The sequence below is a fragment of the Haloarcula sp. R1-2 genome (assembly GCF_011627385.1).
GTDB classification, from domain to species: Archaea; Halobacteriota; Halobacteria; order Halobacteriales; family Haloarculaceae; genus Haloarcula; species Haloarcula marismortui.
The window spans coordinates 91019-116606 of record NZ_JAANTG010000007.1; the positions used below are offsets into that span (position 1 = coordinate 91019).

Sequence of the window (25588 nt, forward strand, 5' to 3'; positions counted from 1 at the left end):
GCCGCGACTCGGACTTTATTTACTCCTCTCGTGCGGGCGCGAGCGAAGTGTTGATTACATATGCGAACTGTAGGTGCTGTTGTTGCAATGCAAGCCGTAGCACTCTATCCGGAGGGACCAGACCTGCGCGTCATCGAGAAACCGGAACCCGAACCGACCGAGGACGAAGTGCTCGTTCGGACGCTCCACGTCGGTGTCGACGGCTCCGACAGGCGGATCGCCGCCGGCGAAATCGGTGGCGACTGTCCCGAGGGGGACGACCACCTCGTCATCGGACACGAAGCCGTCGGCGTCGTCGAGGAACCCAACGGCAGTCGGTTCGAACCTGGCGACGTCGTCACAGCGCTGGTTCGACGGCCGAAAGACCCGGAGTCGCGCTTCGCCGAGAACGCGGAACTCGACATGGCGCCGCCTGGGACCGTCCACGAGTGCGGTATCACGGGTGAACACGGGTACATGGCTGAGTACTTCACTGCAGAGCCGAAGTACCTCGTCTCCCTACCGGAGAGCCGGAGGGACTACGGCTTCTTCGCCGAACCGGCTAGCATCGTCGAGAAAGCCCTGGAGCAGGCGTTCGCCGCTCGTTCCGGATTCGACTGGCGACCGGAGAACGCGTTCGTCCTCGGCAACGGGAACCTCGGCTTGCTGGCGCTCGCCCGCCTCTCGACGGGCCGGGAGTTCGACCGAACGTACTGTCTGGGTCGGCGCGACCGGCCAGACCCCACGATCGCGTTCATCGAATCTGTCGGCGCCACGTACGTCGACTCACGCGAGACCGCGCTGAGCGAGTTCCCGGACGTCCACTGCCCTGCGGACTTCGTCTTCGAGACCACCGGCTCCCCCCGTCACGCCGTCGAGGTCGTGAGCGCGCTCGGCCCCAACGGCATCGCGACACTACAGGGGATACCGGGCGAGAGCGCGTTCGAAATCGACGGTGGCGAGTTTCACTCGGAGCTCGTCGTGAACAACAAGGGCATCCTCGGCGTGGTCAACTCCCGGAAGCCCCACTTTCGAGCCGCGGTAGACTGGCTGAGTGAAGCCCCCGAATCACTTCTCGATGAACTCGTCAGCGGTGTCTACGCTGTCGACGAAGTCGAGGCAGCGCTGGACGACTCCGAGGACATGATAAAAACGGTCGTGTCTTTCGAGCGGTGAACAGGGACATCCGAGCGAGGCTGGCGGTACACACCGCTCGCCAGCAAACTAATCGCGGTGGCGATGTTCGGCACAGTGTGGGCTGGTAGCACCCTTTCGGAAGTTTACCGAGCGTTCGGTGCGTTCGGGACACTGTCGTGTCGAGCCACCGCTGCGTCGGTACGCCGCATCTCACTGGAGCGGCTATCGGCCCGCCGGACGATAACGGACTGATCGGAAGCGCTCGGGAGAACCGGTAGTGGCGGAGCGATCGCAGCTACGACTGCGACCCGGTCGAAGAGGAGGCGCGCGTCGCAGCAACTATCTCTTCGGGGTCACCGATCCGTTCCCCGGTTTCGGTATCGAAGCCGTGGACAAGTTCGTCTTCCAGCGTCAGCCACACGGTGTCGCCCCGTGTGGCATCGATAGTGCTCGGTGCGACGACGGTCAGACTCACGTCCTCGGCCTCCAGTTCGACGATCTGTTCGTCACCCTGTGGTTCGGTCACGTTCACGACAGCCTCGATAGCGTTTGGAGTGTCCGCCGTGTGGATGGTGAAGTACTGCGGTCGGACTCCGAGCGTCATCCGCTCGGTCCCGGTGTATCGACTCGCAGCGGTGTCGTCGAGCGACACGTCGAAGGCGTCTGGGGCATCGACGGCCTGAATCCGTCCCTCCGAGTGGGTGACTTCGACGAAGTTCATCGACGGGGACCCGATGAAGCCAGCGACGAACCGGTTTACCGGCTGGTGGTACACTTCGTCGGGAGTCCCGATCTGCTGGATACTGCCCTTGTCCATCACGACGAGTTTGTCACCGAGCGACATCGCCTCCTCCTGATCGTGGGTGACGTACAGCGTGGTGATGTCCATCTCCCGCTGGAGGACCTTGATCCGACTTCGCATGCTGATCTTGAGCTTCGCGTCGAGGTTCGCCAGTGGCTCGTCCATCAGGAATACCGCCGGCCGGCGGATGATTGCTCGACCCAGTGCGACACGCTGTTGTTGCCCGCCGCTCAGATTGGCGATGTCTCGGTCGAGCAGTTCCGGAATCTCCAGGGTCTCTGCGACCTGCTCGATCCGGTTTTGCCGTTCGCTCTTGTCAACGCCGGCGACTTTCAGCGGGTAGCCGATGTTTTCTCGCACGGTCATATGGGGGTACAGCGCGAAGTTCTGGAACACCATCGCGATGTTCCGGTTCTTCGGGTGTACATCGGTCACGTCATGCCCGTCGAGCGTTATCGTCCCCGAGGTCGGTTCCGTGAGTCCAGCCAGACACCTGAGCGTGGTCGTCTTTCCGCACCCGCTCGGGCCTAGCAGAATCGTGAATTCGCCGTCGTTGACCTCGAGGTCGATGTCCTCGATGGCTATCGTTTCGCCATACGCCTTCTTGACTGAGTCGTATTCGACAGTTACCATTGCTTGGAAACCCCCGTTGTCGTAGTGAATCGATTCGGTGCCGACTGTCCGGCACGAACGACCGACAGTGGACGGCAGTCGGCGTTCATTTGCCGACCGCCCCCATGCTGAACCCGCGGACGAGTTGCTGGCGCGCCATGAACGCGAACACCAAGACTGGCACGAGGGCGATTGTCGCCGCGACACTCATGTTGATCCACTGCACCGAGAACTTCGTCACGAACGAAGCGAGCCCCACAGGCACGGTAATCGCCTGCGAGCTCTGTGCGAGGATCACCGCGAACAGCAGTTCGTTCCACGTGATAATCGTCGTGAAGATCGCCGAGGCGATGAGCCCTGGTTTCACGAGCGGTAGCACGATCTTGAAGAACGCACCCAGGTGGGTGTGGCCGTCGATCATCGCGGACTCGATGAGGCTCTCCGGGACCTCCTCGAAGAACCCCTTCATCATCCACACGGCGAACGGGATGTTGAACATCGTATAGACGAGGATGAGCCCGCGGAGCGTGTTCACCAGTCCGAACCCACGGAAGATGACGAACAGGGGGATGATCGTGACGATCGGCGGCATGAACCGCGTCGACAGGATGTAGAACGGCAGGTGGAAATCCAGGTTGTAGGGGTACTCGAACGTGACGAACGCGTAGGCGGCCATCGCCCCGATCGTCGTCGCGACGATTGTCGTGACGACAGTGATGATGACGCTGTTCGTGATGAACGTCACGAACTCCGGCCGCTCTGCGAACAGTCGCGCGAAGTTCCCGAACTGCGCGTCGACCGGTATCCACTGCGGCGGGAACGACAACAGGGTCTCCCTGGTCTTCAGGGTCGCCGTCACCAGCCAGTAGACCGGGAACAGCGTCCAGACGAGGAAGACGGCGAGAGCGCTGTAGACGCCGAGCTTCGTCAGTCCCAGTTCCGTGAGGCGTTCGTGTAGCTTCTCCAGCCCTGACGGTTCCGTGTAGGGCATCGTTTCGACCGGGGTGTCCTGTTTCGTAGTCATGATCCGAACTCCACGTTAGCGATCTTGACGAAGCTCATGGCCAGTATCAACACCAACACGAGTAGCGACACGGCCATCGCGGACGCTTCGCCGAAGTTGTTGAACCGGAACGCGGTCCGGTACATCTCCATGCTGATGACGTTCGTCGCGTCGGACGGACCGCCGCGGGTGAGGATGAACACCTTCGCGAACACGCGGAGAGCGTCCACCAGTCGAATGATCAGGATCAGCACTATCAGCGACTTGAGATACGGCATCGTGATGTGCATGAACCGCTGCCGTCGGGAAGCGCCGTCCATGATCGCCGCCTCACTGACATCGTCCGGGACCGACTGCAGCCCTGCAAACAGCACCAGCACGACGAACGGCGTCCACTGCCAGATGTCGGTGAGGATAACCGAGTACAGCGCGATGCTCGTCTCGCTGATCCAGCCGACGTTCGCCCCCCCGGTTAACGGGGCAGCGATGAAGTCCAACAGTCCGTTGGGCGCGTACATCAGTCGCCAGATCAGGCCGATGACAGTCGGAGAGAGGATCATCGGAATGAGTATCAACGTCTGCCAGAGCCCACGGACCTTTATTTTCTTGTTCAGCACCAGCGCCATGGCGAACCCGAGCACGAACTCGACGCCGACGGCGACGCCGACGAACTTCGCCGTCACGACCAGCGAATTGATGAACGCCCCGTCGCTGAGTAGCTGGACGTAGTTCTCGATGCCCACGGGCTCTGTCCCGGTCGGTAGGTACGACTGCGTCGAGAACTGGAGTGCGCGAAGCAACGGGTAAAACGTCAGCAAAAACAGGATCAGCACCGCTGGAAGCGTCATCAACCACTTCAGGTGGTCGTCGACCCACAGCAGCGCGTCCTCGCGACTGGACGTGTCCGTACTGAACTGCGCGACCTCCGTGCTCGTTGTCGCGCTATCGGTGTCAGTCGCCATCGGTATCCTCTCCGAATAGCCCTGGAAGTGCTCCGTACCGATCGGAGAAACACGTCAAGGCTGTTGATAAGTCGCGTTCCATAGGGTTCTGTTTCACTCGTAGTAATTGGCGTTGGCGAGGATGCCTTCGACCTGGCTTTTCGCCTCTTTGGTCATCTCGCTCGGGGAGAGGTCGCCAGCGAGTGCGGTGTTGAGCAGTTCGCCGTGCCCGATACCGAACTCGGAGTATAGCGGCGTCCGAGGCCGGTACTGTGCGGTCTGCAGGCTCTCGTACAGCGCAGGGAACCACGGCTGGGCGTCCATGTTATCCTCGAAGGTGTCGTGCCGGAACGGGACGCCGCCGAGTTCGACATACGTGTCCTGTGCTTCCTTCGAGATAGCCGAACGGATGACCTCGCCGGCCGCCCGCTTTTTCGAATCGTCGACGTAGCTGTTAATTCCCATGATCCAGTTCCCCTGGGTCGGCGCTCGTCGCTCCGCGCCGGTGTGGCCTTTCGGGATCGGAGTGAACGAGATATTGTCGGCTTGCTCGGACTCTTCGGAGTCCAGCAGGAGCGAGGCGGCAGAGGGCCACGCTGGGGCCTGAGCGGCAGACCCGCTCGACAGGCCGTTGAGCACGGCGTCGCTGTCGAACGAGGTGACGCCGTCAGGACTGATGGATTTGAGGTCTTCGGTGTAGAACCGCACCGCTTCCGTCCCGTTCTCGCCGGACCAGTTGTATCGCCAGTCGTCGTCGAACATCGTTCCGCCAATGGCGTTACCGAGGGCGAAGAAGTTCGCCATCACTGGGTTACCGCGCTTCCCGCGGATGATGTACCCGTTCGCGCCATCGATCTGGTCGGAGATCTGCTGTCCGGCCTCGTAGACATCACCCCAGGTTTCGGGCGCATCTGCGCCGACCTGGTCATAATACCCGCTGTTGTAGGCGAATAGTTGCGTATTCCCGACGATGACCTGTCCGCGGACCTTCTGATCCATCCCCTCTGCAGATGGGATGTCCGGCGCGCCCGGGGTGGGCCACGTCGAGATGTCCACGGTGGTGTCGATGAGTTGGTCCGTCGGCAGGTCTTCCGGGAGCCACTGCTGGATGGGGTCGACGTCCCCGGCGAACTGCGGGAACCACGGGTCGTCCATGAACGCGATGTCGTACGCATCACCCTGCGTCGAGAGGACGCTGTTCGTCTTCTCGAAGAGGTTTGCGTACGGGAACAGTTCGACGCTGACCGAGATGCCGGTATCGTCGGACACGTACTCGTCTACGAGACGTTTGAAGAGTCGACCAGAGCCCTCGACCGCCGCAATCGAGAGTTCGTCTGCAGTCTCGTTCGACCCGGAACCGGTCGAGCCGCCGTCGCCGCCACCGTCACCACCGTCGCCACCGGAGCCGTCCCCTCCACCCCCGCAACCAGCGAGACCGGAGAGGGCTACGATACTCGCGGTTGTGCCGATGAATTTTCGGCGTGACGTGGCTGACCTCCCAGTCGAGTCGTCCGTTCTAGTACCACTATCAGTCTCTGCCTTGCTAGTTGGAGTCACATCTTGACTCTGACTTTCCTACGTAATAAATCATGCTGTTGAGTTCAACTGTTTATTCTGAAACTAACGTCTGATGGCTTCGTACTAGATAGTCGGATTTGACCGGTGCAATGACCGGATCGACATATTCGAATCCGTACTGTCTGCTCTCGTTACGCACCGTTGCAGATACCATCTCAGATAGGACGGTATCTTTGCGGCCAGGTCACCCGTATGCTGGTCCAGTTAATTGACGCCGTGGGAGGCTAAGCTGTCGGATCCCTTCAGGCCGACCCGCGCCGTCCCGCGGTCGCTGCCGCACCTCGGCGCCTGCGGACGACGTCGGTCGCATGGAAAACTACTTTTGGATAGGTCAAGGAGATGAACGCAGCCATATGACTGACCAATCCAGGGAGAGAACTGTCGGCGTCACTGCGGGGAGTGCGTTCGACCTGAGCGTGGAAGAGACAGTGTTCGACGGCCTCGACGTGACGCTCCGACCGGTAGATATCGAAACCACGGACGACCTGATTCGTGAACTCGCCGACGTAGATGCCGTGATCGACAGGCTCCTGGCCGCCCCCTACACGGCGGAGGTGATCGACGCGCTCGACCGGTGTGAGGTCATCGCCCGCTGTGGTATCGGTGTCGACGGTATCGAAACCGAACGCGCCGCGGCACGCGGGATGTACGTCGTCAATGTCCCCGTCTACTGTCAGGACGAGGTGTCAGAGCACACCATCATGCTCCTGCTCGCGCTCGAACGCAACCTCTCGACGTACGATAGCGCCATGCACGACGGGGTGTGGGCTCAGGACGTGACGACGAAGCAGATTCACCGGCTCCGCGGACAGACACTCGGAATCGTCGGGTTCGGGACGATTGCGCAACTCGTTGCCGAGAAGGCACAGGCCTTCGGGATGGACATCATCGCGGCAGACCCGTATATAGACGAAGCGGAGATGTCCCAGGCGGGAGTCCGGAAGGCCACCTTCGAGGAAGTGCTGGACGCCGCCGACGCGGTTTCGCTGCACGCACCGCTCATCGAAGAGACGAGAGGAAAGATGGACGCTACCGCATTCGAACGGATGCAAGACACCGCGTATCTCATCAACGTCGCACGCGGGGGCCTCGTGGTCGAAGACGACCTCGTCGACGCACTGCATGCAGACGAAATCGCCGGTGCCGGGCTGGACGTATTCGAAACAGAGCCACCCAGTCAGGGTGACGCCTTCCCACAGTTCGAGAGCCCCCTTCGGGACCTCGAATCGGTCATACTCACTCCCCACGTCGCGTGGTTCTCTCAGGAGGCGAACGAGGAACGGCGACGTACAGCTGCCCGGGATGTGCGCCGCGTCCTCGACGGGTCGACTCCCGAGAATCCGGTCAACGAACCGCAGTAGTCGTCCGACGACACCGCCCGGGAACTGCTTCGAAACGCTTCATCGATATCGTGTGCGCAGCGACGGCGACAGCCGGACGTGAATCCAGTGGGAGTCTCAGTCGTCGCCGGTCGCTTCCGTCTCCTCGGTACCGGGCTCCGCATCGGGCCGTTCCGCGGACTCGTACCCTTCGCCGAGTCCCGGGAGGTGCCACGCGCCAGTCATGATGCCGCCCGTCTCCGTCGTCTCTCGCTGGACGACCGCTTCGACGAGCGCCGGTCCGTCGTGTTCGACCATCCCGGAGAGCGCCTCGTCGAGCTGGCCCGGCTCGTAGACCCGCTCTGCGTACTCGACGCCCATCGTCTCGGCCATGCCGACCGCGTCGTAGTCGTGTTCCGCGTCGAACTCGGTCGCCAGTACGCGGTCCCATCCGGACTGGGTGACCTGGAGGTTCCGAATCGAAAGCCACGCGTGGTTATTGAGAACGACGACGTTCACGTCGACGTCTCCCTGGACGGCGGCGATGAGTTCTTGATTGCAGTGCAGGAAGCTCCCGTCGCCCTGGACGGAGACGACCTGCCGGTCGGGAGCACCGAGCTTCGCACCGATTGCGGCCGGCAGCGCGAAGCCCATCGTGGAGAACCCGCCCGCGGAAATGTTCGATCCGGGTTCGTACACCGGGAACTCCGGGTTTGTGATATCCTGCGAGTGGCCGGCACCGGTCGTGACGATTCCGTCCCGGTCCAGCGCGTCTCGAAGCGAACCGAGGACCCGGGCCATACTCAGGGGAACCGAGTCATCGGTGTGGCGCTCCTGGATACGTGCTTCCCACTCGTTCCAGCGTCTCTGGACTTCTTCGTAGTACTCGTTGTTGTCGGTATCGACCGGGTCGGTTCGCTCGGCGATCTCGTGGCGAATCTGTCGCGTCACGACCTTCGCGTCGCCCTGCACGCCCACCTCAACCGGGTAGTTCTTTCCTATCTCGTGGGGGTCGATGTCGACGTGAACGAGCTTCGTCGGTGGAATCTCGAAGCTGACGCCGGGGTCGAACGACGACGTGTGGAGGTCGGAGAACCGGACCCCGATGGCGAGAACCACGTCAGCACTACTGCAGAGCTCGTTGGCTGCAGTCGTCCCCCAGGCCCCCGCGTACCCGATGAAGAGGTCGTGGTCTTCGGGAATCACCCCTTTCCCCTGGAACGTCGGGCTGACGGGTGCCTGCAGGTACTCGGCGAGCTCCTGCACTTCCTCGGATGCCTCTCCGAGCAGACAGCCACCGCCAGCGACGATGACCGGCCGGTCCGCGTCTTCGAGGAGGTCCGCGGCCTCGGACACCGACCGGGGGTCGCCGGCGGGCCGGTGCTGAGTGCGTGACTGTTCCGGTTCCGGAATCTCTACGTCCGCCTCCGCGTGCTGGACGTCCATCGGTATCTCGACGTGTACCGGTCCTGGGCGCCCCGTCACGGCTTCTTGGAACGCACGCCGCATCGTCCGCGGCAGTTGCTCGACGTCGTGGACCTGGAATGTCTGCTTGGTCACCGGTTCCATGACGTTCGGAAAGTCACCCGGCTTCTGGCGCTCGATTTCCTGCAGGATGCCCTGCCCGTATTCGTGGGTCTGTGGCCCGCCGGTGAGAATGATCATCGGGATGGAGTCGACGAAGGCAGTCGCAGCCCCTGTTACGGTGTTGGTTGCGCCCGGTCCGATAGAAGTGTACACCACGGGGGGGTCACCGTTTGCGCGTGCATATCCGTCCGCGATATGGGTCGCTCCCTGCTCGTGTCGGGGCTGGAACACCTCGACGTCGGAGTCGTTGAACGCATCGATCATCAGCGTGCTCCCGTGGCCTGGAATCCCCACAAGGTATTCGACGTCTTCTTTTTCGAGGTACTGTGCGATGATTTCACTGCCGTTCAGCCGGGGCATACCTATGCGTTCAGACAGCACTGTAATCAATGTTCGGGTCAGGTGCCGATGCACGGTGTCTGAGGCGCTCGAAACCTGAATTTAGGGGGTGAAGAGCTTTTCGACGAGACCGAACAGAGTGGTGCGATTTCGTTCCGTCTGGTGACTTCGAGGCGAAGTGCGATGCTACGCTTTCCGATGCTGTTCGACGACGTCCCAGTCCAGTTCGATGCCGAGCCCCGGGCTGTCGGGAATCCGGATCCGGCCGTCCTGAATGAAGTCGTCCTCGCGGGCGAGTAAGTCCTCCCACCATGGGACTTCACGAGCGTGGTACTCCAGTGCGATGAAGTTCGGCACAGTAGCGCCGACGTGGGCTGTCGCCGCTGTCGCGACGGGACTCCCGATGTTGTGTGGGACGAGGGCCTGATAGTACGATTCGGCCATATCTGCGATCTTCTTCGTCTCGGCGATACCACCCGTTTTCGGCACGTCCGGCGCGAGAAAGTCGACGGCCTGCTCTTCGATGAGGTCACGGAAGCCGTGGCGGCCGTAGCGGTTCTCGCCTGTCAGGATGGTCGCGTCGACGCGTCGTTTGAGCTCCCGCATCGCGTCTGTGTTTTCCGGGGGCAGCGGGTCCTCAATCCACGCGAGCCCGTACGGTTCGAGTGCCCGACAGAGTCGCTCTGCCGTCTCGGGGCTGAAGTTCCAGTGGAGGTCGACTGCCACCTCCGCGTCGGTGCCGATCTCTTCCATGACGGCTTCGACGACCCGTTGCTTGTGCGCTATCTCTGGCGGGTCGAAGTGTCGGGAGAGCGTATCTATCTCACGCCCCGAGGGGACATCGAGGTCGAACTTCACGATATCGAACCCGTCGTCGACAGCCGCACGCGCGGCCTGCGCGTACGCTTCTGGTTGGTAGGTTGACTCTTGTTGTCCCTCTTCGGCGGACCCGACCATGGCCTCGCCGGCGTGACAGTCCGCGTATACCGCCACCTCCTCGCGCATCTTCCCCCCCAGCAACTGGTACACCGGCTGGTCGAGCAACTTCCCGGCAGCGTCCCACAGGGCGAGTTCGACACCGCTGATGGCGATTGTGCCGACCCCTTCCTGCGAGCCACGCCCGGACAGGCTCCCGCGCATGAGGTTGTAGAGTCGTTCGACATCGGTCGGGTTCTCGCCGACCAGTATCGGTCGAAGGTAGTCCGTGATGATCTCGTGAACGCCGGGCGAGGGGTATGCTTCGCCGATACCGGTGACCCCGTCGCTCGTCTCGACGGTGACAATCGTCCACGGGAAGTTCCCGTCGACCACCACGGTATCGAGGTCGGTTATCTCTGCTGGGGGGCCGTCAGCACGCCGGGGCGTTTCATCGAAGTCTTCCCACATGGTCACTGCGAGCTTGGAAGCGAAGTCCTCGTACATGGTTGAATCAATCTCAGTAATCGGCCGGCGGTGTCGGGTCGCACAGTTGGACGCCGACAGGTCACCAGCCAACGATTCGGCAGTTCCCGCGTAGCGGACAGGACACCGCAGCAGGTGACACCGAATCGCATCATCTGCCGTTTCACCGGTTGCCATGTTATAATTTCCGGTGGGGGCATCGCGCGTTCACCGGCTTCGTTGGTGTCGGGATGCCGACCGCAGTGTCTCTTCTCGGCGGTTCGCAAAAGCCTGTATATTTTTGTACCTCCACGTATAGGTAAGAGACAGGAAGCTAGTGGTCGCCAAGACAGCGGTCGGTCTGGGCGATACTGGTCAAAGGAAAACAGCTATGACTAACACCAAGGATCTGATCGATTCAGACGGCCAACCGTTCGGCACATGGCTCTCCATTGGTCACCCGAAGGTCGCAGAGGGCGTCGCACAGCTCGATCTGGACTTCGTTCTGGTCGATATGGAACACACGACGATGACGCTGGAGACGGTCGAGACGATGGCCCGCAGCGTCGACGCCGCGAACAACGGGACAGACACGATCGTTCGGGTGCCCTGGAACGATCCGGTCCGTCTGAAACGGGTCGTGGACATCGGTGTCGCAGGCGTCATGGTCCCGATGATAGACTCGGCTGAGGAAGCACGGACCCTCGTCGAATCGATCCGATATCCGCCGGAAGGTATCAGAGGGATCGCGGGAAGTCGGGCGACGGGCTACGGTCAAAACTTCGAGGAGTACGTGACGAACGCCAACGGCACTATCCTGACCATCGCACAGATAGAGACCGAAGCGGGGCTTGAGAACGTCGAGGAGATCGCCAACGTCGACGGCATCGACGCCCTGTTTGTCGGTCCGGCGGACCTTTCCAGTGCGCTCGGGATGTTTGCCGAGTGGGACTCCCAGGAGTTCGCCGATGCCATCCAGCCGATCATCGACGCGAGCGAGACGACTGGCGTCCCGGTCGGGACGCTCACCGTCGATATCGACGCGATCGACGAACGCTTGGCACAGGGCTTTGACTTCCTCATCGCCGGGAAAGACATCTCGCTGCTGATGGAGTCCGTCGACAGGGCGATAGGCGATTACTCGGCTGCCCTGGAAAAACAGACACCCCCCTCATCGTTCGACTGATTGAGTCACCGCTTTCGCTCGGTGAACCGACACTCGGGAAGAGCATCGCCTGAGAGAACCCCTGTATCGCTCTCGCTGACTTCTGCCCACGGCTCGCCACGAGCGCTACACAGGCCACTGCCAGGTTAGCGTACGAACGAGGAAAACCGCCGACAGCGGGCGTGTAACGGGGCTGGGGCCGCAGGGGTTCAGTTGTTGCTGTACCAGCGCTGGATCTCGATTGTCTTGTCGGTGTAGAAGCTCACCGCGTCCTCGCCCTGGGCGTGCAGGTCGCCGAAGAACGACCCCTTCCGGCCGCCGAAGTGGAAAAAGCCCATGGGGGCACAGACGCCGATGTTGATGCCGATGTTGCCGGCGTCGACTTCGTAGCGGTACTTGCGGGCCTCGGCGCCGTTCTCGGTGTACAGCGAGGAGGCGTTACCGTACTCAGTGCTGTTTACCATCTCGATCGCCGCGTCGAGGTCCTCGGCCCGGGCCATGGCCATCACGGGGCCGAATATCTCGGTCTGGGTGATATCCATGTCTGTCGTGACGTTCTCCAGAAGCGTCGGGCCGAGGAAGTTCCCGTCGGGATAGTCCGGATGCTCGAAGTCACGTCCGTCCACCACTAGGTCAGCGCCTTCCTCGACTGCGGCCTCGACCATCTGGCTGACTCGCTCCGCGGACTCGCCCGTGATGAGCGGGCCGACGTCGGTGTCCTCGTCGAGGCCGTTGCCGACCGTCAGGTCGTCAACGTCGTCTAGAAGTTCTTCGCGCAGGTCGTCGTAGACGTCGCCGACGCCGACGACGACGTCGTTGGCGAGACAGCGCTGGCCGGCGTTACCGTACACCGAGCCGATGATGTTGGGCACGGCCTCCTCGAGTTCGGCGTCCGGCGTGACGACGGCGTAGTTCTTCGCGCCACCCTGCGCCTGGACGCGCTTGCCGTGCTTCGCGGCCGTCTCGTAGATGTGCTGGGCGACCGGGGTCGAGCCGACGAAGGAGACGCCGGCGATGTCCTCGTGTTCCAGCAGCGTGTTGACCGTATCGGCGCCGCCGTTGACGAGGTTGACGACGCCGTCGGGGAAGCCGGCGGCGTCGACGGCCTCGAAGATGAGCTGTGAGCTGAGCGGTACCTTCTCGCTGGGTTTGAGGATAAACGTGTTGCCAGTCGCGACAGCGTAGGGCAGGAACCACAGCGGAATCATCGCCGGGAAGTTGAACGGCGTTATGGCGGTGAATACCCCGAGCGGTTGCCGAACGGCGTGTTCGTCCGTGTTCGTCGCGACACCCTCAACGTTGCCGCTCCCCTCCCGGAGCATGTTCGGGATACCGGCCGCGACTTCGACGTTTTCGATTCCGCGACGAATCTCCCCGCGGGCCTCGCCGAGCGTCTTGCCGTGTTCACGAGTGAGGGCCTGCGCGATGTCCTCCTGTCTGTCTTCGAGTTCCCGTTTGAGGTCGAACACGTACTGGACGCGGTCGACGGGCGAGGTGGCTCTCCACTCTTCGAACGCCTCGCCGGCTGTCTGCACAGCCTCCTCGACGGTTGTCTGGTCCGAGAACGTTGTCTCCGCTAGCGTCTCGTTCGTTGCTGGGTTGATGACTGGCTGGCCGTCGTCACCCTCGACTGTAACCCACTCGCCGCCGACGTAGTTCCGTACGGTGTCGGGCACTGCAGTCGCCGCTGGCGACTGCTCTTGCTTGCTTGTCATACATGGACACTGTCTACACCGAGCTACATAGATGTTGCGCACGCAGTCGGTGAATCGGCCGATTTATGTGTTGTGAATCAAATGAATTGCTATGGGACGCACCAGTTTCGAGTACGACGAGGAGACTGTCATCGTCACCGGCGGCAGTTCCGGTATCGGTCGCGCAATCGCGTTGGCGTTCGGCGACGCTGGAGCGACAGTGCTGAACGCCGACATCGACCCCGAGCCGAAAGACACCGACGCCGACCGGCCGACGCACGACGCCATCGAAGCCGCGGGCGGGACGGCCGAGTACGTCGAGACGGACGTCTCGGACCCGGACGCGATCAGGGCAGTCGTCGAGGCCGCTCGCGATTATGGCGGCGTCGATGTCATGGTGAACAACGCCGGGTGGTTCACCCGTGGTGACCTCCTCTCCGTGGACCTGGATACTCTTGAGACCATCCACGGCGTCAACACGAACGGCGTGTTCTTCGGCACACAGGCGGCCGCCGCCGATATGCGCGACAGGGGCGACGGCGGCGTGATTGTCAACACGGCCTCGATCAGTTCGACGCACGCACAGACGGACCAGGTTCCCTACGATTCTACGAAAGGTGCCATTCTCATGATAACCCGAGGCGCGGCACTCGAACTCGCTGACCACGACATCCGGGTCAACGCCGTCGCACCGGGCCACATCGCCACGGAGTTCGGTTCCGGTGCCGAAAAGAAGGAAGCGTCCATCGCATCCGGAGACCTGATGAAGCAGATTCCGCTTGACCGAGCGGGATACCCGGAGGACATCGCGCCGACGGTCCTCTTCCTGGCGAGCGAACAGGCAGACTACGTGACCGGGGAGATGGTGTACGTCGACGGTGGCTGGCAGACGTTCTAGAACTGTAACAGCCCACGAGCGGGCCCCGTGGGAACCCCCTACAATTATTACGCGGTGGACACTCCGTATCAACAATGCGAGCACTTGAACTCGACGCGGAGTGGAGTCCGCGCTCTGACTACGACCTGTCTGACGACGAGCGGGAGCGGCACCGAGCGATGAACTCGTCCCAGGTCTGGAAGAACCCGGAACTGCGTATCGAGGACCGCGAGCGACCCGAGCCGGCGGCAGACGAGGTTCTCGTTCGCGTGAAGTACGCCGGTGTCTGTGGTAGCGACGTCTCGATGATCGAGACAGACGACGACGGGTACATGCATTACTCGGCGTACACACGGTTCCCGACGGTCACCGGTCACGAGTTCTCCGGAGAGGTCGTCGAGACGGGCGCGGACGCCACTCTCTTCGACGTGGGCGAACCGGTCACCGCCGAGGTAACTGACTACTGCGGCCGCTGCCAGATGTGCCGGCAGGGGTTCCACGGCCACTGTGAGAACTTCGAGCAGATCGGGTTCACGATGGACGGTGCGTTCGCGGAGTACGTCGCTGTCCCCGAGAAGATCTGCTGGAGTGTCGCCTCACTCGAACAGGCGTACGACGATGCGGACGAACTCTACCGGGCGGCGGCGACTGTCGAACCGAGCACGATCTGCTACTACGGCCTCTTCGGTCGGGCTGACGGCATCTGGCCCGGGGACTACCACGTCTATCACGGCGCTGGCCCCATCGGACTCACCGGCATGAACGTGTCTCGCGCGGCCGGTGCGGGGAAGGTGATCGCCTTCGAACCGTCGGATCAGCGCCGTAAGATCGCCCACGACCTCGGGTTCGAACAAGTCTACAATCCCATCGAGGTCGACCCGGTCGAGACGGTCCAACAGGTCACCCGCGGCGAGGGCGCCGACGTTCACGTCGAGACGAGCGGTGCCGTCTCTCAGACGTATCCGGTCATCGAGGACACCTTAGCCGAACGCGCGAACGTGGTCCACATCAGTAATGCCGGCTCCGACCCGGAGATAGCGCTCCGCAAGTACCAGGGGAGCAGTGCCCAGCTGTACGGGTCTGAGGGGCACACCGGACAACAGGTGTTCCCGAGAGTCATCCGTATGATGGCAAGTGGCCAGCTCGACAACCGGGCAATGGTGACGTCGGTCTTCTCGCTCGACAACGCCGACGACGCCGTCAGACAGGCCGCAAAGCGAGTCGACGGCAAAGTCCTGATCAAGATGTAAGACGTCCCGGTTTTCAGTCCGTAGCGTTCCCGGTGGCGCTCATCGACGGTCCCACCGGTTCTCGGCCTCGCTTGTCTCGCTTTCGGCTCTCGAACCGCTGTCCGCGATTGTGGCTCTGTCGACTCTGTTAGCCCCTCCGATGACATCCGCGTGGATAGAGACTCGCGGAGATGGTGTCTTTATTTTTCGAGGTCAGCGAGGTCCCACTCGCCGGTGATGATGGCTCCGGAGTCGGGATTGTCGGGTTCGACGACGGCCTCGACGATTGCTGGGCCGTCGTGGGCGATGGCGTCCTCCAGGACGCCGTCGAGGTTTTCCGGCTTGATGACGCGTTCGGCGAACTCGACGCTGAAACCCTCGGCCATGGACATGAAGTCGATATCTGTCTCCTCGTCGAATTCCGTGTTCAGCACGCGGTCCCAGCCGTACTTGTCGACCTGCAGGTTTCGGATGGACTTCCAGCCGTGATTGTTGACGATGAGGAAGGTGACGTCGATGTCGTGTTCCACCGCACACGCAACTTCCTGGTTGCACATCATGAAGCTCCCGTCGCCCTCGACGTCGACGACCGGGCTATCGGGCTTGGCGAGCTTGGCACCGATGGCCGCCGAGACGCCGAATCCCATCGTCGAGAACCCGCCACAAGAGATGTTGGTTCTTGGCTCGTAGACGGGGAACTCCGGGTTGACCGTCTCCTGTGGCTGTCCGGCGCTCGAGACGACTACCCCATCGCGCGGGAGCACCTCACGGAGACTGGCGACGGCTCGAGATATGCTCATCGGGACATCGTCGTCCGTCCACCGCTCTTCGACCATCGTCTCCCACTCCTCCCACAGGTCCTGCATCTCCTCGTAGTACTCGTTGTCCTCGACCGAGACAGGGTCCATACGTTCCCGTAGTTCTTCGGTAATCTGGCGTGTGACGACTTTCGCATCGCCCTGGATACCCACTTCGACCGGGAAGTTCTTCCCGATCTCCTGTGGGTCGATGTCGACGTGAATCAGCTTGCTCGGCGGGATATCGAAGCTGACACCCTCTTCGAACGAGGACGTGTGCATATCGGTGAACCGACAGCCGACAGCGAGAATCACGTCGGCGTTCGAGACTAGTTCGTTCCCGGCAGTCGACCCGATCCAGCCAGCGAAGCCGACGTACAGTGGGTGGTCCTCGGGAATGATACCTTTCGCCTGGAACGTCGGACTCACCGGTGCTTGGAGATGTTCGGCGAGTGCCTGCACCTCGTCCCAGGCCTCCGCGAGCATCGTCCCACCACCGGGTACGATTACCGGTCGCTCTGCCTCTTCCAGGAGTGCCGCCGCGTCCGAGACGGTCTTCGGGTCCCCGCCTGGGCGACTGTGTGGCCGCGACTGGGTCGGTTCGGGCAGGTCCACGTCGGCGACCGCGCCCTGGACGTCCATTGGCACGTCGACGTGGACGGGACCGGGGCGACCGGATAGTGCGGTCTGGAACGCACGCCGAAGGACACGCGGTAGGTGCTCGATGTCGCGGACCTCGAAGCTCTGTTTCGTGACCGGTTCCATCACGCTCGGGAAGTCACCCGGCTTCTGGCGCTCGATTTCCTGTAAGATACCTTGCCCGTATTCGTGGGTCTGGGGCGCCCCGGTGAAGATTATCATCGGAATCGAGTCGACGTACGCCGTCGCCGCTCCGGTGACAGTGTTTGTCGCACCTGGGCCGATAGAAGTGAACACCGCGAGCGGTTCACCACTGGCGCGAGCGTAGCCGTCCGCCAGGTGCGTCGCACCCTGCTCGTGGCGTGGTTGGATCACATCTACATCGGAGTCGTTGAACGCGTCGAGGAGGTTCGTGCTCCCGTGACCCGGGATTCCGACGAGGTACTCGACGCCCTCCTTTTCCAGATACTTGGCGATCATCTCGCCACCAGTCAGTTTTGTCATCTCGTTCAGATTGATGTATGCGCGGTTTGTTAAATATTCCCCCCGCACGTGTCCACCGATCAAAGCGACGGGATGACCTCGTCACCCATCAGCGCAAACAGTTTCTTTGGATCAGGACTCGTATTGCCCAGCGCGATGCGGTCGAATCCCATTTCGGCGTACTCCTCGAGTTGCGCAGCTATTTCGCTTGGGTCGTCGGCGATTAGGAACTTCTCTTCGACCTGCTCGGTGGTCGCCTTCTCCCCCTCTTTCTCGATTTCTTTGGGATTCGCCATCGCCCGGTCGAACACGTTCTGTGTCGTTGCCCACCACGGCCGTGTCGCCTCGCGAGCACGCTCTCGGTCTTCGTCGTAGGACGCGATCACGAGCAACGTCGTTTCGATACTCTCGGGGTCTCGTCCCTCCTTCTCGGCATAGCGACGGATTGCGGGGTACATCCGCTCAGTGTACTCCTCGCCCGTCTTGACAGTGATGAACCCGTCCCCGTACGCACCCGTGAGTGACGCCGTACTCGGTCCGTTAGCGGCGATCTGAACCTCTGGTCGCTCATCCGGCATCGTGTAGAGACGAGCGTCGTCGACCTCATAGTGTTCGCCTTCGTAACTGTAGAAGCCCTCGTTCTCCCAGAGGCCGTGGATTATCTCGAGTGTCTCTTCTAACCGGTCGCGGCGAACCGGATAGTCGGGCCATTCGTGACCCATCGGCTTCTCGTTCATCGCTTCACCGGTAGACAGACCGAGAATCACGCGCTCGTCGTGCATCTCTTGGAGTGTGGCAAACGCTTGTGCCATAAGGGCCGGGTGGTAGTGTTCGCCTGCAGGCGTGACACAGGTCCCGATCGGGACGTCGATACGCTCGGTCGCTGCACCGAGCCACGACCAGGCGAACCCTGCCTCTGCGTTCGTATGGAACCACGGGTGAAAATGATCCGATGTCCATACGAGGTCGTAGCCGTTCGCGGCCGCGACCTCGGAATATTCGAGCAGCTGGGACGGGCTGTACTGCTCCTGGTGGGCCATGTGATCAATGCTGACCATCGTAGGTACGATATGTAGAGTCCACCTCTTAGCGTTTTCCCCGCCAGCAACGCACATCGGTGGCGTTCGTCTTTCGCGAACGATGGGAATCGCCTCGATACGGATGTGCCTCTCAAATCCGAGGTGACCTTCTATCGGCGCGTACTTCGGTGTTCCGTGGGGGCATAGAGTGAGATGCGTTCGTTTCTCGCGAACCACGCCCCATGTTCGGTGATTACGAACACACTTATTACAGTTGCCCAGCATGATAGACTATGGCACAAAAGACCGAATCTCGAACCGTGGAGGCAGTCCAGACATCCCTGGACATTATTGACCTCCTGAAAGAGAGGGAGGGAGCAGGCGTCACGGAGATCGCTGAGGAGCTGGGCCTCTCCAAGGGGACGGTCCACGGACACATTGCCACGCTAGCAGAGAACGAGTACATCGTCAAAAACGACAGCACGTATCGTCTCAGCCTCCGGCATCTAGAACTCGGGGAGACAGTCAAAGACAGGCTAGAGATATACGACGTTGTCTCAGAAGAGCTGGACGACCTGGCTGAGGAGTGTGGCGAATTGGCTCAGTTCGCGATGGAGGAGCACGGGAAAGCCGTCTACATCTACAAGGCCAGCGGTAACAACGCTGTCCAGACCGCATCCTCGGCGGGTCGGCGAGAGTACATGCACTGTATCTCGCTCGGGAAGGCGATGATGGCGAACATGAACCAGGAGCGAGTCGAATCAATCTTAGACAGACATGGCCTTCCAGGATACACCGAGAATACGATCACGTCTCGTGAGGAGCTATTCGATGAACTGGAGGCCGTCGAAGAGCGAGGATACGCCTTCGACAGGGAGGAGAAGATCATGGGACTGCGTTGCGTGGCTGCGCCTGTCACGACGAACGGAGAGGTCGTTGGAGCAGTAAGTATCTCCGGTCCAGCTAGCCGATTCGAGGGAGAACGATACGAGGAGGATCTCCCATCGATGATTACGCGGTCGGCGAACGTCATAGAAATCAATTCACAGTTCTCGTAACACGCTCGGGAAATTCCGTTCGTTTCTACCGAACGCGCCGGTTCACACAGATCGGCCTTGTGCTGATGGGGGGGGGGCCATCAGATAACAGTAGTACGCTCGTTATTCCAATCGCAGTAAAACTGAGTTCTCACCAAGAGAGACGGTCGTTCTGTATAGAGTTCATCAATAGAGACAGTTTTCGCTAATTCTGGAAAAGTATGACTAAATGTGTCCACCGTGGATAGATGTCTTGAAATTCGGATTTCTATATATATTAGAATATTTGGCTCCAAATTTGGCGTATATGGCGGCATAATACTTTTATATCTAAATTTTCTGCTATTTTTTGTCTTTATTTCCGGGCAGCTGCTATTATATATGCCTAAGATGTGTATATTTATGAGTCGCTGGGCTGAGTGTAGCCCTCGGAGCGGATTATATTACGGACTCCTGCCAGCGGGTGAGTCATCGTGGTGAATCGGTCGTCTCAAGAGCGGTCCCTGGTACCGACCATGGAGCGGAGAACGCATCCACCTGCTCCACCGAGCTATCAAAGTAGCAAGCATCGGCTGCGAGCAACGCGGGCCTCTCTGGAGCCGAACGACGTGATTGCCTGTCGCTGGTGCTGCCAGCTATCGGGACCGGGACTGCTGGATTCGAATGCAAAGACGGTGCGAATATCTGAGCTGTCGGATAATCAACCGGTGTTTCTTTATCCATAGCTCGGACAGGTATCTAGGTATTTCTATGGAGATAACCAATGTCGAGACATTCGTTGTTGACGCAGACTGGCGCAACTGGTTCTTTGTCCGGGTCGAGACTGACGAGGGGATTACTGGCGTCGGCGAGGCCCTGAGCGGTGAGGGACTCACAGCCGCCCTCGAAGAGACAGCGAAGGCACACCAGCATTATCTCATCGGCGAGGACCCGCTGAATCGCAAGAATATCAACCGGCGATTGACCCGAGACCCGTTCGCATGGCGGGCGGGGAAGCTCATCAACGCCGTCGCAGCAGCGTTCGACATCGCCCTGTGGGACATCGCTGGCAAGTACTACGACGAGCCTGTCTGGAAGCTCCTCGGTGGGAAGGTCCACGACGAAATTCCAGTTTATGCGAACGGCTGGCACATCGGTGAGCGGACGCCTGAGAACTACGCCCACCACGCGAAAAGAGCCGTCGAAGAGCAGGGGTATCCCGCGCTGAAATGTGACCCGTTCGCCCACTACGAGCACTCTCTGACTGACGATCAGCTCGAAGAAGTCGCCGATCTCCTCGAGGCCGTTCGGGAAGCCGTCGGCTACGATGTCGGTATCGCGCTGGACTGTCACGGCCGGTTCACTCGTCGTGGTGCCATCGAGGTCGCAGACGCCCTCAAAGAGTACGACATCATGTTCCTCGAAGAGCCGGTCGAGCTCGAAGACCGCGAAGTGATGGCCGACGTCACGCAGCACGTCGACATGCCCGTTGCGACGGGTGAACGCATCTACAACAACGAGACGATGGAGGACCGCGTCCGCAAGCAAGCCTGTGACATCATCCAGCCGGACGTGACCAACTACGGGAGCCTTCAGGCGGTCCAGCACGCCGCCGCGATAGCCAAATCGCGGTACATGACGATTGCGCCGCACAACCCGAACGCCGGTGTCAGTACTGCCGCTTCGCTGCATCTCTGTGCGGCCCTCGAAAACCTCGAAGTGCTGGAACACATGAGCCGAGACGTCGACTGGGGTGAGGAGGTCGTCGACTACAACTGGGAAGTCGAAGACGGTGCAATCGAAGTGCCCGACAAACCCGGTCTCGGCGTCGAGTTCAATCCGGAAGCGGCACGGGACCATCCCGGAGAACCAAAAGACAGTCACAGTCTCTTCGACGCTGAAGGCGCGCTCAAGCGCCCCTGACACCGACCTGCTTTTTCGATGCGTCGCTTCCCTTCTCGTCGTGGGCTACTTGCGACGTGGTTCCTCGTCGCGGGCTACTTGGGACGCGAGTCGAGTACAGTAATGATAGATTCGGGCCGAAACGAGAGCCGGTGACGCAACTGTGGGAGCGCTCGTCGGTTGTCATAGAGCGCCAGGGGTGGTGGTTCGGTTCCTGAAACCCCGTTTTCAGACTCAGTACGGTCTGAAACAGTCGGTCGCTGCGGGGTGCGTAATACGACGACGGGTTCTCACAGCGCGGGAACGAGGGTAGCATATTATGTTATTACTCTCACATTTTTCACGTGGAGAGATACCATATGCCAATCGAAGACCTCGCTCGAAGCGATGCCGTGACAGCTGACCCCGGAACCCCCGTCGCTGACCAGTCAGACAAGGAGCCAATCGCGAAGCTCGTTGACCGACGCCCGAAGGAGACGCTTGCGGCCTACGAGCAGCGGGTTGCCGAGGAAGCCGACCACGCTCGGCTGGTCAACGAGGCACGAGCCATCGCGGAACCGACTGACGCCCCCGTGGAGCAGGCAAGCGAGCCGTCCCTGGACGAGCTCCCAGTCGAGAACGTCAAATACGCGACGGGCTGGTTCGACGCCGACGCCGAGGACGACGCCGAGGGTGGCATGTCCCCCACCCGGGAGCGAGCAGCGGCGACCCGACACGGCGCCGCGGCGGTCGCGTCCAAGCCAGCAGTCACCCCGGAGCCCGACCACGACGAGGCAGGCCAGCTGAACCGGGACCTCGCGGACTTCGAGGAACGAGCGAAACTCGCAGCCGGGCTGGAGGCCGACGAGTCGTGGTCCCCAGTCGAGCGCATCGGTGAGGAGATACAGGCGCTCGGCCAGTACGTCGAGCAGGTCGCAGCAAAGACGAACCTGACCGAGCGGCGGGCGCTGCACCTGCTGTGCCACGAGCGACTCCGGACGGGCTGTGCGCGAGACGCCGCGCTGAACGCCGTGCAGAACGCGCCCGACTACTTCAAGGTTGCACCGAGAGCCATCGACAACATCGAGGACTGGCGGCACAACGTGACCGTCCAGGGCGAAGTCGTTCGCCTGTTCGACCCGATGAACGCCAGCGAGCATCAGGTGGCACTTATCGACGATGTCAAAACGGGCAAGCAGTTCCGGTTCATCATCCACGAGAACACGCGGAATTGTCGGAACTGGACCGAGTGGGCCGGTGACATCGTGACGGACCTCCAAGAAGGCGATGTCGTTCGCATCATCGACGCCAAGCCCCACGAGGACTACGGAGCGAAGGGGGCGAGCAAGAAAGTCCACGCCTGCCAGTGGACCTACATCCAGCGCCTCGAACAGGGCAGTGGGGCGTACGTCAGCCGCCACTCGCCCCGGGGCCGGGTCATCGAGGCACCGGAGTTCGACGGCGACGTGGAGGCAGAGGGGCCAGCGCAAAAGCCCCCCAAAGCGTACAACCTGAACGAGTCCACGTTGGACCAGCGCCGAGCGAGCAAGCCCAACGGGGCCAGTCAAGATACGGACTACGAGCTTGGCTGCGCCGCTAATGGGGCAGTATCGGCCTGAAAAACGTGATTGCGCGGAGCATGAACACTGCACCAGCGAACGTACGTCAGTTGGTCTCCACAGCGAGCCGATTTGTGATATGAACAGTACAGTGCGCGTATCGGTTACCGTGGGATGTCGAAGCCAGTGCTGCTCGACTCGGTCGATACAGGGGTTCTATCATACATGACTGCTATCTCCTGTTGAGAATTAGTTCAGCCTTGCTCTTCAGTTAACTCAGACGAAAATGCAGAGTCAGTGTCTATATGTGGCTCGTTATCATTATTTTTCAACAGTGACATCGGCTGATCAACCTGAGAGATGTCCTCAGTTTCGAGCAGCCGTTCTAGTTGACGTTCAAACTCCGCGTGAGAAATATCTCCTGCTGCGTACCGTTGATGGAGGTTCTCGATGGACGTAGACCTGCTGTGCCCTTCAGAACCAACTGTATCTGCGTTGGCGGCCTCGGATTGGCGGTTGAGCGTGTGAACGAAGTATACCGATATTATAAGAGCAGAAATGCCCAGAGCCAACCAGAGAAGTCCGTTTATTGGGACAATTCGCGGATCAGGTATTCTAGTATATTGTGGAGTACGTAAAAAAGTGTATATGAGCCATCCACCGAACACTGCACTAATTGAGGCGGCAGCCGCCTGGAGTTGAGGGCTCTCGGGGACTAAATCGCGCATCAATTACACCCAAGTACAGCCAATTAAAATAATTTGTGAGCAGGGAGAATGGCTACACCGTCGGCGGGTAATCAGTGCCATACGCCAAGTGTGACCGACAATTCGCTTGCTTCCCTTCGTCTGCTTCATACGCGGGTCTACTGAGCAGCCGTTTCACTCTTTTTCACGGGCAAAGAATCTGTATTGACAACGGCCGAGAAGCTCTGACTCGATAAGTCCGATCTGACGGGATACATCGCGACTAGTATTCAGCGCTGAAGCAGTACTGCACCGTCTACATCCAATACAGCAGTGCTAACTGCAATCAGACGGTGCCAAATTGGATTTATGTGGTATGTATTCTCTCTCGTTTCCTGCCGTCTAAACGCGACTGAACGCGGTTTCTGTCTATTCTTGTAACCCACCAATGACTGATCCAGACAACTCGACGGACAGTCATACCGTATCGCTGACCGACGCGAAAGGGTTCGTCTACGAACCAGTTCGTGGTCCGAAGCGCAAAATTCAATTCAACCCGCGACCTGACGGCCGCTTCGAGCGCGTTGAGGCCGTCTGGAACGGGTGTGGGTGGCGCGTGACTGGTCGGGAGATCGTGACGACAATGCGCCGGATCTAATCTCTACACCGCTCTTTTGTACATTGTAACATCTTCAAGAAACGGCTTCTAAAATCACGTTGTCAGGAATTTCTCATTAGAACGTGTAAGAGGCAACTTCCGTACTGCCACAGCATGAACATGGTTGGTCAGGATCATCAACCGTCTGACCACACTGGCGACATTCGGTATACCGCTCTGTTGTCCCCAGATTCTAATTGAGTATGCTCATCTGTACCAGAGATATTCATAGAAAAACATAATTATTGGCTATAATTTATGCTGCTACCCGCAGAAAACAATTAGTTGTTATCGCCCCGGCTTGATACGTAGCAAGTAGGTCTTCAAGCAGCATACTGCGAGGATCTGTCGGTGGATACTCAGACATACATTTACAGTCCGTTCGGAAGGTACTGTCACCGCTGGTACGGCTCACTAAAAAAGCGTGTTATAGAGACAATCAGTGGATTGGTTTCGCCAAACTCCGGATTGAAACAGCCGCCCAAAGAGTATGTCTACTGATCTTGAACTGCACACTATTTTTTGTCTGGTGTTGGTACGGCCGGATGATGGAGCCGCTTGAGATTGGATTACGGATTCTCGGTGGTATCATTCTCATCGGGGTGAACGCGTATTTCGTCGCAATCGAGTTCGCGTTGACTCGTGTCAGACAATATTCAAAATCGGAGTTCGATACGCCTGGGCTTGAGCTTGCCTGGGAAATGACCACTGATCTGGAGTTTTATTTAACCACTTGCCAAGTCTGGATTTCCGCAACGAGTATCGCACTAGGGATTATCGCCGAACCTGGACTAGCGGCTCTGATTGAACCGGTGTTTGAGAACACTACGTTCGCATCGGTCGGGGCTGGCTCGTTACTCGGCTTTCTTATTATCAACTTAGTCCACCTCACGCACGGGGAACAGACGCCTACCTACCTTGGTGTCGAACGCTCCAAACAGGTCGCCCGGTATGGATCACGACCGCTGTACTGGTTTGCCAAGATACTCGCTCCAGCTATCTGGGTCGGTGATTCGGTTGCAAAGGGAACACTGGGCCTGTTCGGCATCGAGATGACTCAGGCATGGACAGAAACCGAGAGAGAAGTCATCGAAACTCGTGCCGACCTTCGGAACCGACTTGGATCGGTACTCGAAGAGGGTGAATTGCCTGCGGAGCGCCGTGAAGAGATCATGAACGCGTTGACGATTGGTGAACAGTCGGTGAGA

20 protein-coding genes are annotated in these 25588 nt (G+C 60.1%); 10 read left to right on the forward strand and 10 right to left on the reverse strand.

Annotated features, from left to right (window positions below):
• The first annotated feature begins 87 nt into the window (after window positions 1-87).
• On the forward strand, window positions 88-1155 hold the full coding sequence (locus G9C82_RS19910) for a glucose 1-dehydrogenase (protein WP_127015147.1): 1068 nt from the start codon (window positions 88-90) through the stop codon (window positions 1153-1155).
• A gap of 256 nt (window positions 1156-1411) precedes the next feature.
• Here G9C82_RS19910 and G9C82_RS19915 read toward each other — a convergent pair whose 3' ends face one another.
• The 4 genes from G9C82_RS19915 to G9C82_RS19930 all read right to left on the reverse strand — a co-directional run bounded on the left by G9C82_RS19915 (window position 1412) and on the right by G9C82_RS19930 (window position 6031).
• On the reverse strand, window positions 1412-2551 hold the full coding sequence (locus tag G9C82_RS19915) for an ABC transporter ATP-binding protein (RefSeq protein WP_127015148.1): 1140 nt from the start codon (window positions 2549-2551) through the stop codon (window positions 1412-1414).
• An 85-nt stretch (window positions 2552-2636) separates the two neighbouring features.
• A complete protein-coding gene (locus G9C82_RS19920) occupies window positions 2637-3554 on the reverse strand; it encodes a carbohydrate ABC transporter permease (protein WP_127015149.1) in 918 nt (305 codons plus the stop codon).
• Window positions 3551-4495, reverse strand: coding sequence for a carbohydrate ABC transporter permease (locus tag G9C82_RS19925; protein ID WP_127015150.1), 945 nt, complete (start codon window positions 4493-4495; stop codon window positions 3551-3553). Before G9C82_RS19925 ends, G9C82_RS19920 begins: the two co-directional genes overlap by 4 nt.
• Window positions 4496-4588: 93 nt before the next feature.
• Window positions 4589-6031 (reverse strand): extracellular solute-binding protein, encoded by a 1443-nt coding sequence (locus G9C82_RS19930; RefSeq protein WP_206508223.1) that lies wholly within the window; start codon window positions 6029-6031, stop codon window positions 4589-4591.
• Between the two features lie 374 nt (window positions 6032-6405).
• Between G9C82_RS19930 and G9C82_RS19935 the strand changes: the two genes are divergently transcribed.
• Complete coding sequence (locus tag G9C82_RS19935) at window positions 6406-7413, forward strand: C-terminal binding protein (RefSeq protein ID WP_164734799.1); 1008 nt, start codon at window positions 6406-6408, stop codon at window positions 7411-7413.
• Between the two features lie 96 nt (window positions 7414-7509).
• On the opposite strand, the gene G9C82_RS19940 is transcribed toward G9C82_RS19935, so the two are convergent.
• Together G9C82_RS19940 and G9C82_RS19945 are read right to left on the reverse strand one after the other, a co-directional pair.
• On the reverse strand, window positions 7510-9318 hold the full coding sequence (locus G9C82_RS19940) for a thiamine pyrophosphate-binding protein (protein ID WP_127015152.1): 1809 nt from the start codon (window positions 9316-9318) through the stop codon (window positions 7510-7512).
• A 165-nt stretch (window positions 9319-9483) separates the two neighbouring features.
• Window positions 9484-10719, reverse strand: coding sequence for a mandelate racemase/muconate lactonizing enzyme family protein (locus G9C82_RS19945; RefSeq protein ID WP_127015168.1), 1236 nt, complete (start codon window positions 10717-10719; stop codon window positions 9484-9486).
• A 349-nt stretch (window positions 10720-11068) separates the two neighbouring features.
• On the opposite strand from G9C82_RS19945, the gene G9C82_RS19950 reads away from it, so the two are divergent.
• A complete protein-coding gene (locus G9C82_RS19950) occupies window positions 11069-11863 on the forward strand; it encodes an HpcH/HpaI aldolase/citrate lyase family protein (RefSeq protein WP_127015153.1) in 795 nt (264 codons plus the stop codon).
• Between the two features lie 188 nt (window positions 11864-12051).
• Here G9C82_RS19950 and G9C82_RS19955 read toward each other — a convergent pair whose 3' ends face one another.
• Window positions 12052-13557 carry a CoA-acylating methylmalonate-semialdehyde dehydrogenase gene (locus G9C82_RS19955; RefSeq protein WP_127015154.1) on the reverse strand — a complete coding sequence of 502 codons (1506 nt, stop codon included), beginning with the start codon at window positions 13555-13557 and terminating at the stop codon, window positions 12052-12054.
• A 91-nt stretch (window positions 13558-13648) separates the two neighbouring features.
• Between G9C82_RS19955 and G9C82_RS19960 the strand changes: the two genes are divergently transcribed.
• Both G9C82_RS19960 and iolM read left to right on the forward strand, forming a co-directional pair.
• A complete protein-coding gene (locus tag G9C82_RS19960) occupies window positions 13649-14434 on the forward strand; it encodes an SDR family NAD(P)-dependent oxidoreductase (protein WP_127015155.1) in 786 nt (261 codons plus the stop codon).
• Between the two features lie 74 nt (window positions 14435-14508).
• Window positions 14509-15663, forward strand: a complete 1155-nt coding sequence (iolM, locus tag G9C82_RS19965; protein WP_127015156.1) for a scyllo-inosose 3-dehydrogenase — start codon at window positions 14509-14511, stop codon at window positions 15661-15663.
• A gap of 179 nt (window positions 15664-15842) precedes the next feature.
• Here the strand turns inward: iolM and G9C82_RS19970 are convergent, their stop codons facing one another.
• Together G9C82_RS19970 and G9C82_RS19975 are read right to left on the reverse strand one after the other, a co-directional pair.
• Window positions 15843-17582 (reverse strand): thiamine pyrophosphate-binding protein, encoded by a 1740-nt coding sequence (locus G9C82_RS19970; RefSeq protein WP_127015157.1) that lies wholly within the window; start codon window positions 17580-17582, stop codon window positions 15843-15845.
• Between the two features lie 59 nt (window positions 17583-17641).
• The gene (locus G9C82_RS19975) at window positions 17642-18619 is read right to left on the reverse strand and encodes a TIGR03557 family F420-dependent LLM class oxidoreductase (RefSeq protein ID WP_127015158.1); all 978 of its coding nucleotides are present in this window, start codon (window positions 18617-18619) and stop codon (window positions 17642-17644) included.
• A 254-nt stretch (window positions 18620-18873) separates the two neighbouring features.
• Between G9C82_RS19975 and G9C82_RS19980 the strand changes: the two genes are divergently transcribed.
• The 3 genes from G9C82_RS19980 to G9C82_RS19990 all read left to right on the forward strand — a co-directional run bounded on the left by G9C82_RS19980 (window position 18874) and on the right by G9C82_RS19990 (window position 23096).
• Window positions 18874-19638, forward strand: coding sequence for an IclR family transcriptional regulator (locus G9C82_RS19980; RefSeq protein ID WP_127015159.1), 765 nt, complete (start codon window positions 18874-18876; stop codon window positions 19636-19638).
• A gap of 729 nt (window positions 19639-20367) precedes the next feature.
• The gene (locus tag G9C82_RS19985) at window positions 20368-21519 is read left to right on the forward strand and encodes a mandelate racemase/muconate lactonizing enzyme family protein (protein ID WP_127015160.1); all 1152 of its coding nucleotides are present in this window, start codon (window positions 20368-20370) and stop codon (window positions 21517-21519) included.
• A 338-nt stretch (window positions 21520-21857) separates the two neighbouring features.
• Window positions 21858-23096, forward strand: coding sequence for a hypothetical protein (locus tag G9C82_RS19990; protein ID WP_127015161.1), 1239 nt, complete (start codon window positions 21858-21860; stop codon window positions 23094-23096).
• Between the two features lie 194 nt (window positions 23097-23290).
• On the opposite strand, the gene G9C82_RS19995 is transcribed toward G9C82_RS19990, so the two are convergent.
• A complete protein-coding gene (locus tag G9C82_RS19995; RefSeq protein ID WP_127015162.1) occupies window positions 23291-23764 on the reverse strand; it encodes an SHOCT domain-containing protein in 474 nt (157 codons plus the stop codon).
• Window positions 23765-24170: 406 nt separating this feature from the next.
• Here G9C82_RS19995 and G9C82_RS20000 point away from each other — a divergent pair, with 406 nt between their 5' ends.
• Together G9C82_RS20000 and G9C82_RS20010 are read left to right on the forward strand one after the other, a co-directional pair.
• On the forward strand, window positions 24171-24380 hold the full coding sequence (locus G9C82_RS20000) for a hypothetical protein (protein WP_127015163.1): 210 nt from the start codon (window positions 24171-24173) through the stop codon (window positions 24378-24380).
• 548 nt (window positions 24381-24928) lie between these two features.
• Window positions 24929-25588, forward strand: a 660-nt coding sequence (locus G9C82_RS20010) for a CNNM domain-containing protein (protein WP_174790060.1), incomplete at its 3' end; no start/stop codon positions are given.

Bases quoted from the DNA above. Each gene is read 5' to 3' on its own strand.
- G9C82_RS19910 (WP_127015147.1), top strand. From the start codon at position 88: ATGCAAGCCGTAGCACTCTATCCGGAGGGACCAGACCTGCGCGTCATC.
- G9C82_RS19915 (WP_127015148.1), bottom strand. From the start codon at position 2,551: ATGGTAACTGTCGAATACGACTCAGTCAAGAAGGCGTATGGCGAAACG.
- G9C82_RS19920 (WP_127015149.1), bottom strand. From the start codon at position 3,554: ATGACTACGAAACAGGACACCCCGGTCGAAACGATGCCCTACACGGAA.
- G9C82_RS19925 (WP_127015150.1), bottom strand. From the start codon at position 4,495: ATGGCGACTGACACCGATAGCGCGACAACGAGCACGGAGGTCGCGCAG.
- G9C82_RS19935 (WP_164734799.1), top strand. From the start codon at position 6,406: ATGACTGACCAATCCAGGGAGAGAACTGTCGGCGTCACTGCGGGGAGT.
- G9C82_RS19940 (WP_127015152.1), bottom strand. From the start codon at position 9,318: ATGCCCCGGCTGAACGGCAGTGAAATCATCGCACAGTACCTCGAAAAA.
- G9C82_RS19945 (WP_127015168.1), bottom strand. From the start codon at position 10,719: ATGTACGAGGACTTCGCTTCCAAGCTCGCAGTGACCATGTGGGAAGAC.
- G9C82_RS19950 (WP_127015153.1), top strand. From the start codon at position 11,069: ATGACTAACACCAAGGATCTGATCGATTCAGACGGCCAACCGTTCGGC.
- G9C82_RS19955 (WP_127015154.1), bottom strand. From the start codon at position 13,557: ATGACAAGCAAGCAAGAGCAGTCGCCAGCGGCGACTGCAGTGCCCGAC.
- G9C82_RS19960 (WP_127015155.1), top strand. From the start codon at position 13,649: ATGGGACGCACCAGTTTCGAGTACGACGAGGAGACTGTCATCGTCACC.
- iolM (WP_127015156.1), top strand. From the start codon at position 14,509: ATGCGAGCACTTGAACTCGACGCGGAGTGGAGTCCGCGCTCTGACTAC.
- G9C82_RS19970 (WP_127015157.1), bottom strand. From the start codon at position 17,582: ATGACAAAACTGACTGGTGGCGAGATGATCGCCAAGTATCTGGAAAAG.
- G9C82_RS19975 (WP_127015158.1), bottom strand. From the start codon at position 18,619: ATGGTCAGCATTGATCACATGGCCCACCAGGAGCAGTACAGCCCGTCC.
- G9C82_RS19980 (WP_127015159.1), top strand. From the start codon at position 18,874: ATGGCACAAAAGACCGAATCTCGAACCGTGGAGGCAGTCCAGACATCC.
- G9C82_RS19985 (WP_127015160.1), top strand. From the start codon at position 20,368: ATGGAGATAACCAATGTCGAGACATTCGTTGTTGACGCAGACTGGCGC.
- G9C82_RS19990 (WP_127015161.1), top strand. From the start codon at position 21,858: ATGCCAATCGAAGACCTCGCTCGAAGCGATGCCGTGACAGCTGACCCC.
- G9C82_RS19995 (WP_127015162.1), bottom strand. From the start codon at position 23,764: ATGCGCGATTTAGTCCCCGAGAGCCCTCAACTCCAGGCGGCTGCCGCC.
- G9C82_RS20000 (WP_127015163.1), top strand. From the start codon at position 24,171: ATGACTGATCCAGACAACTCGACGGACAGTCATACCGTATCGCTGACC.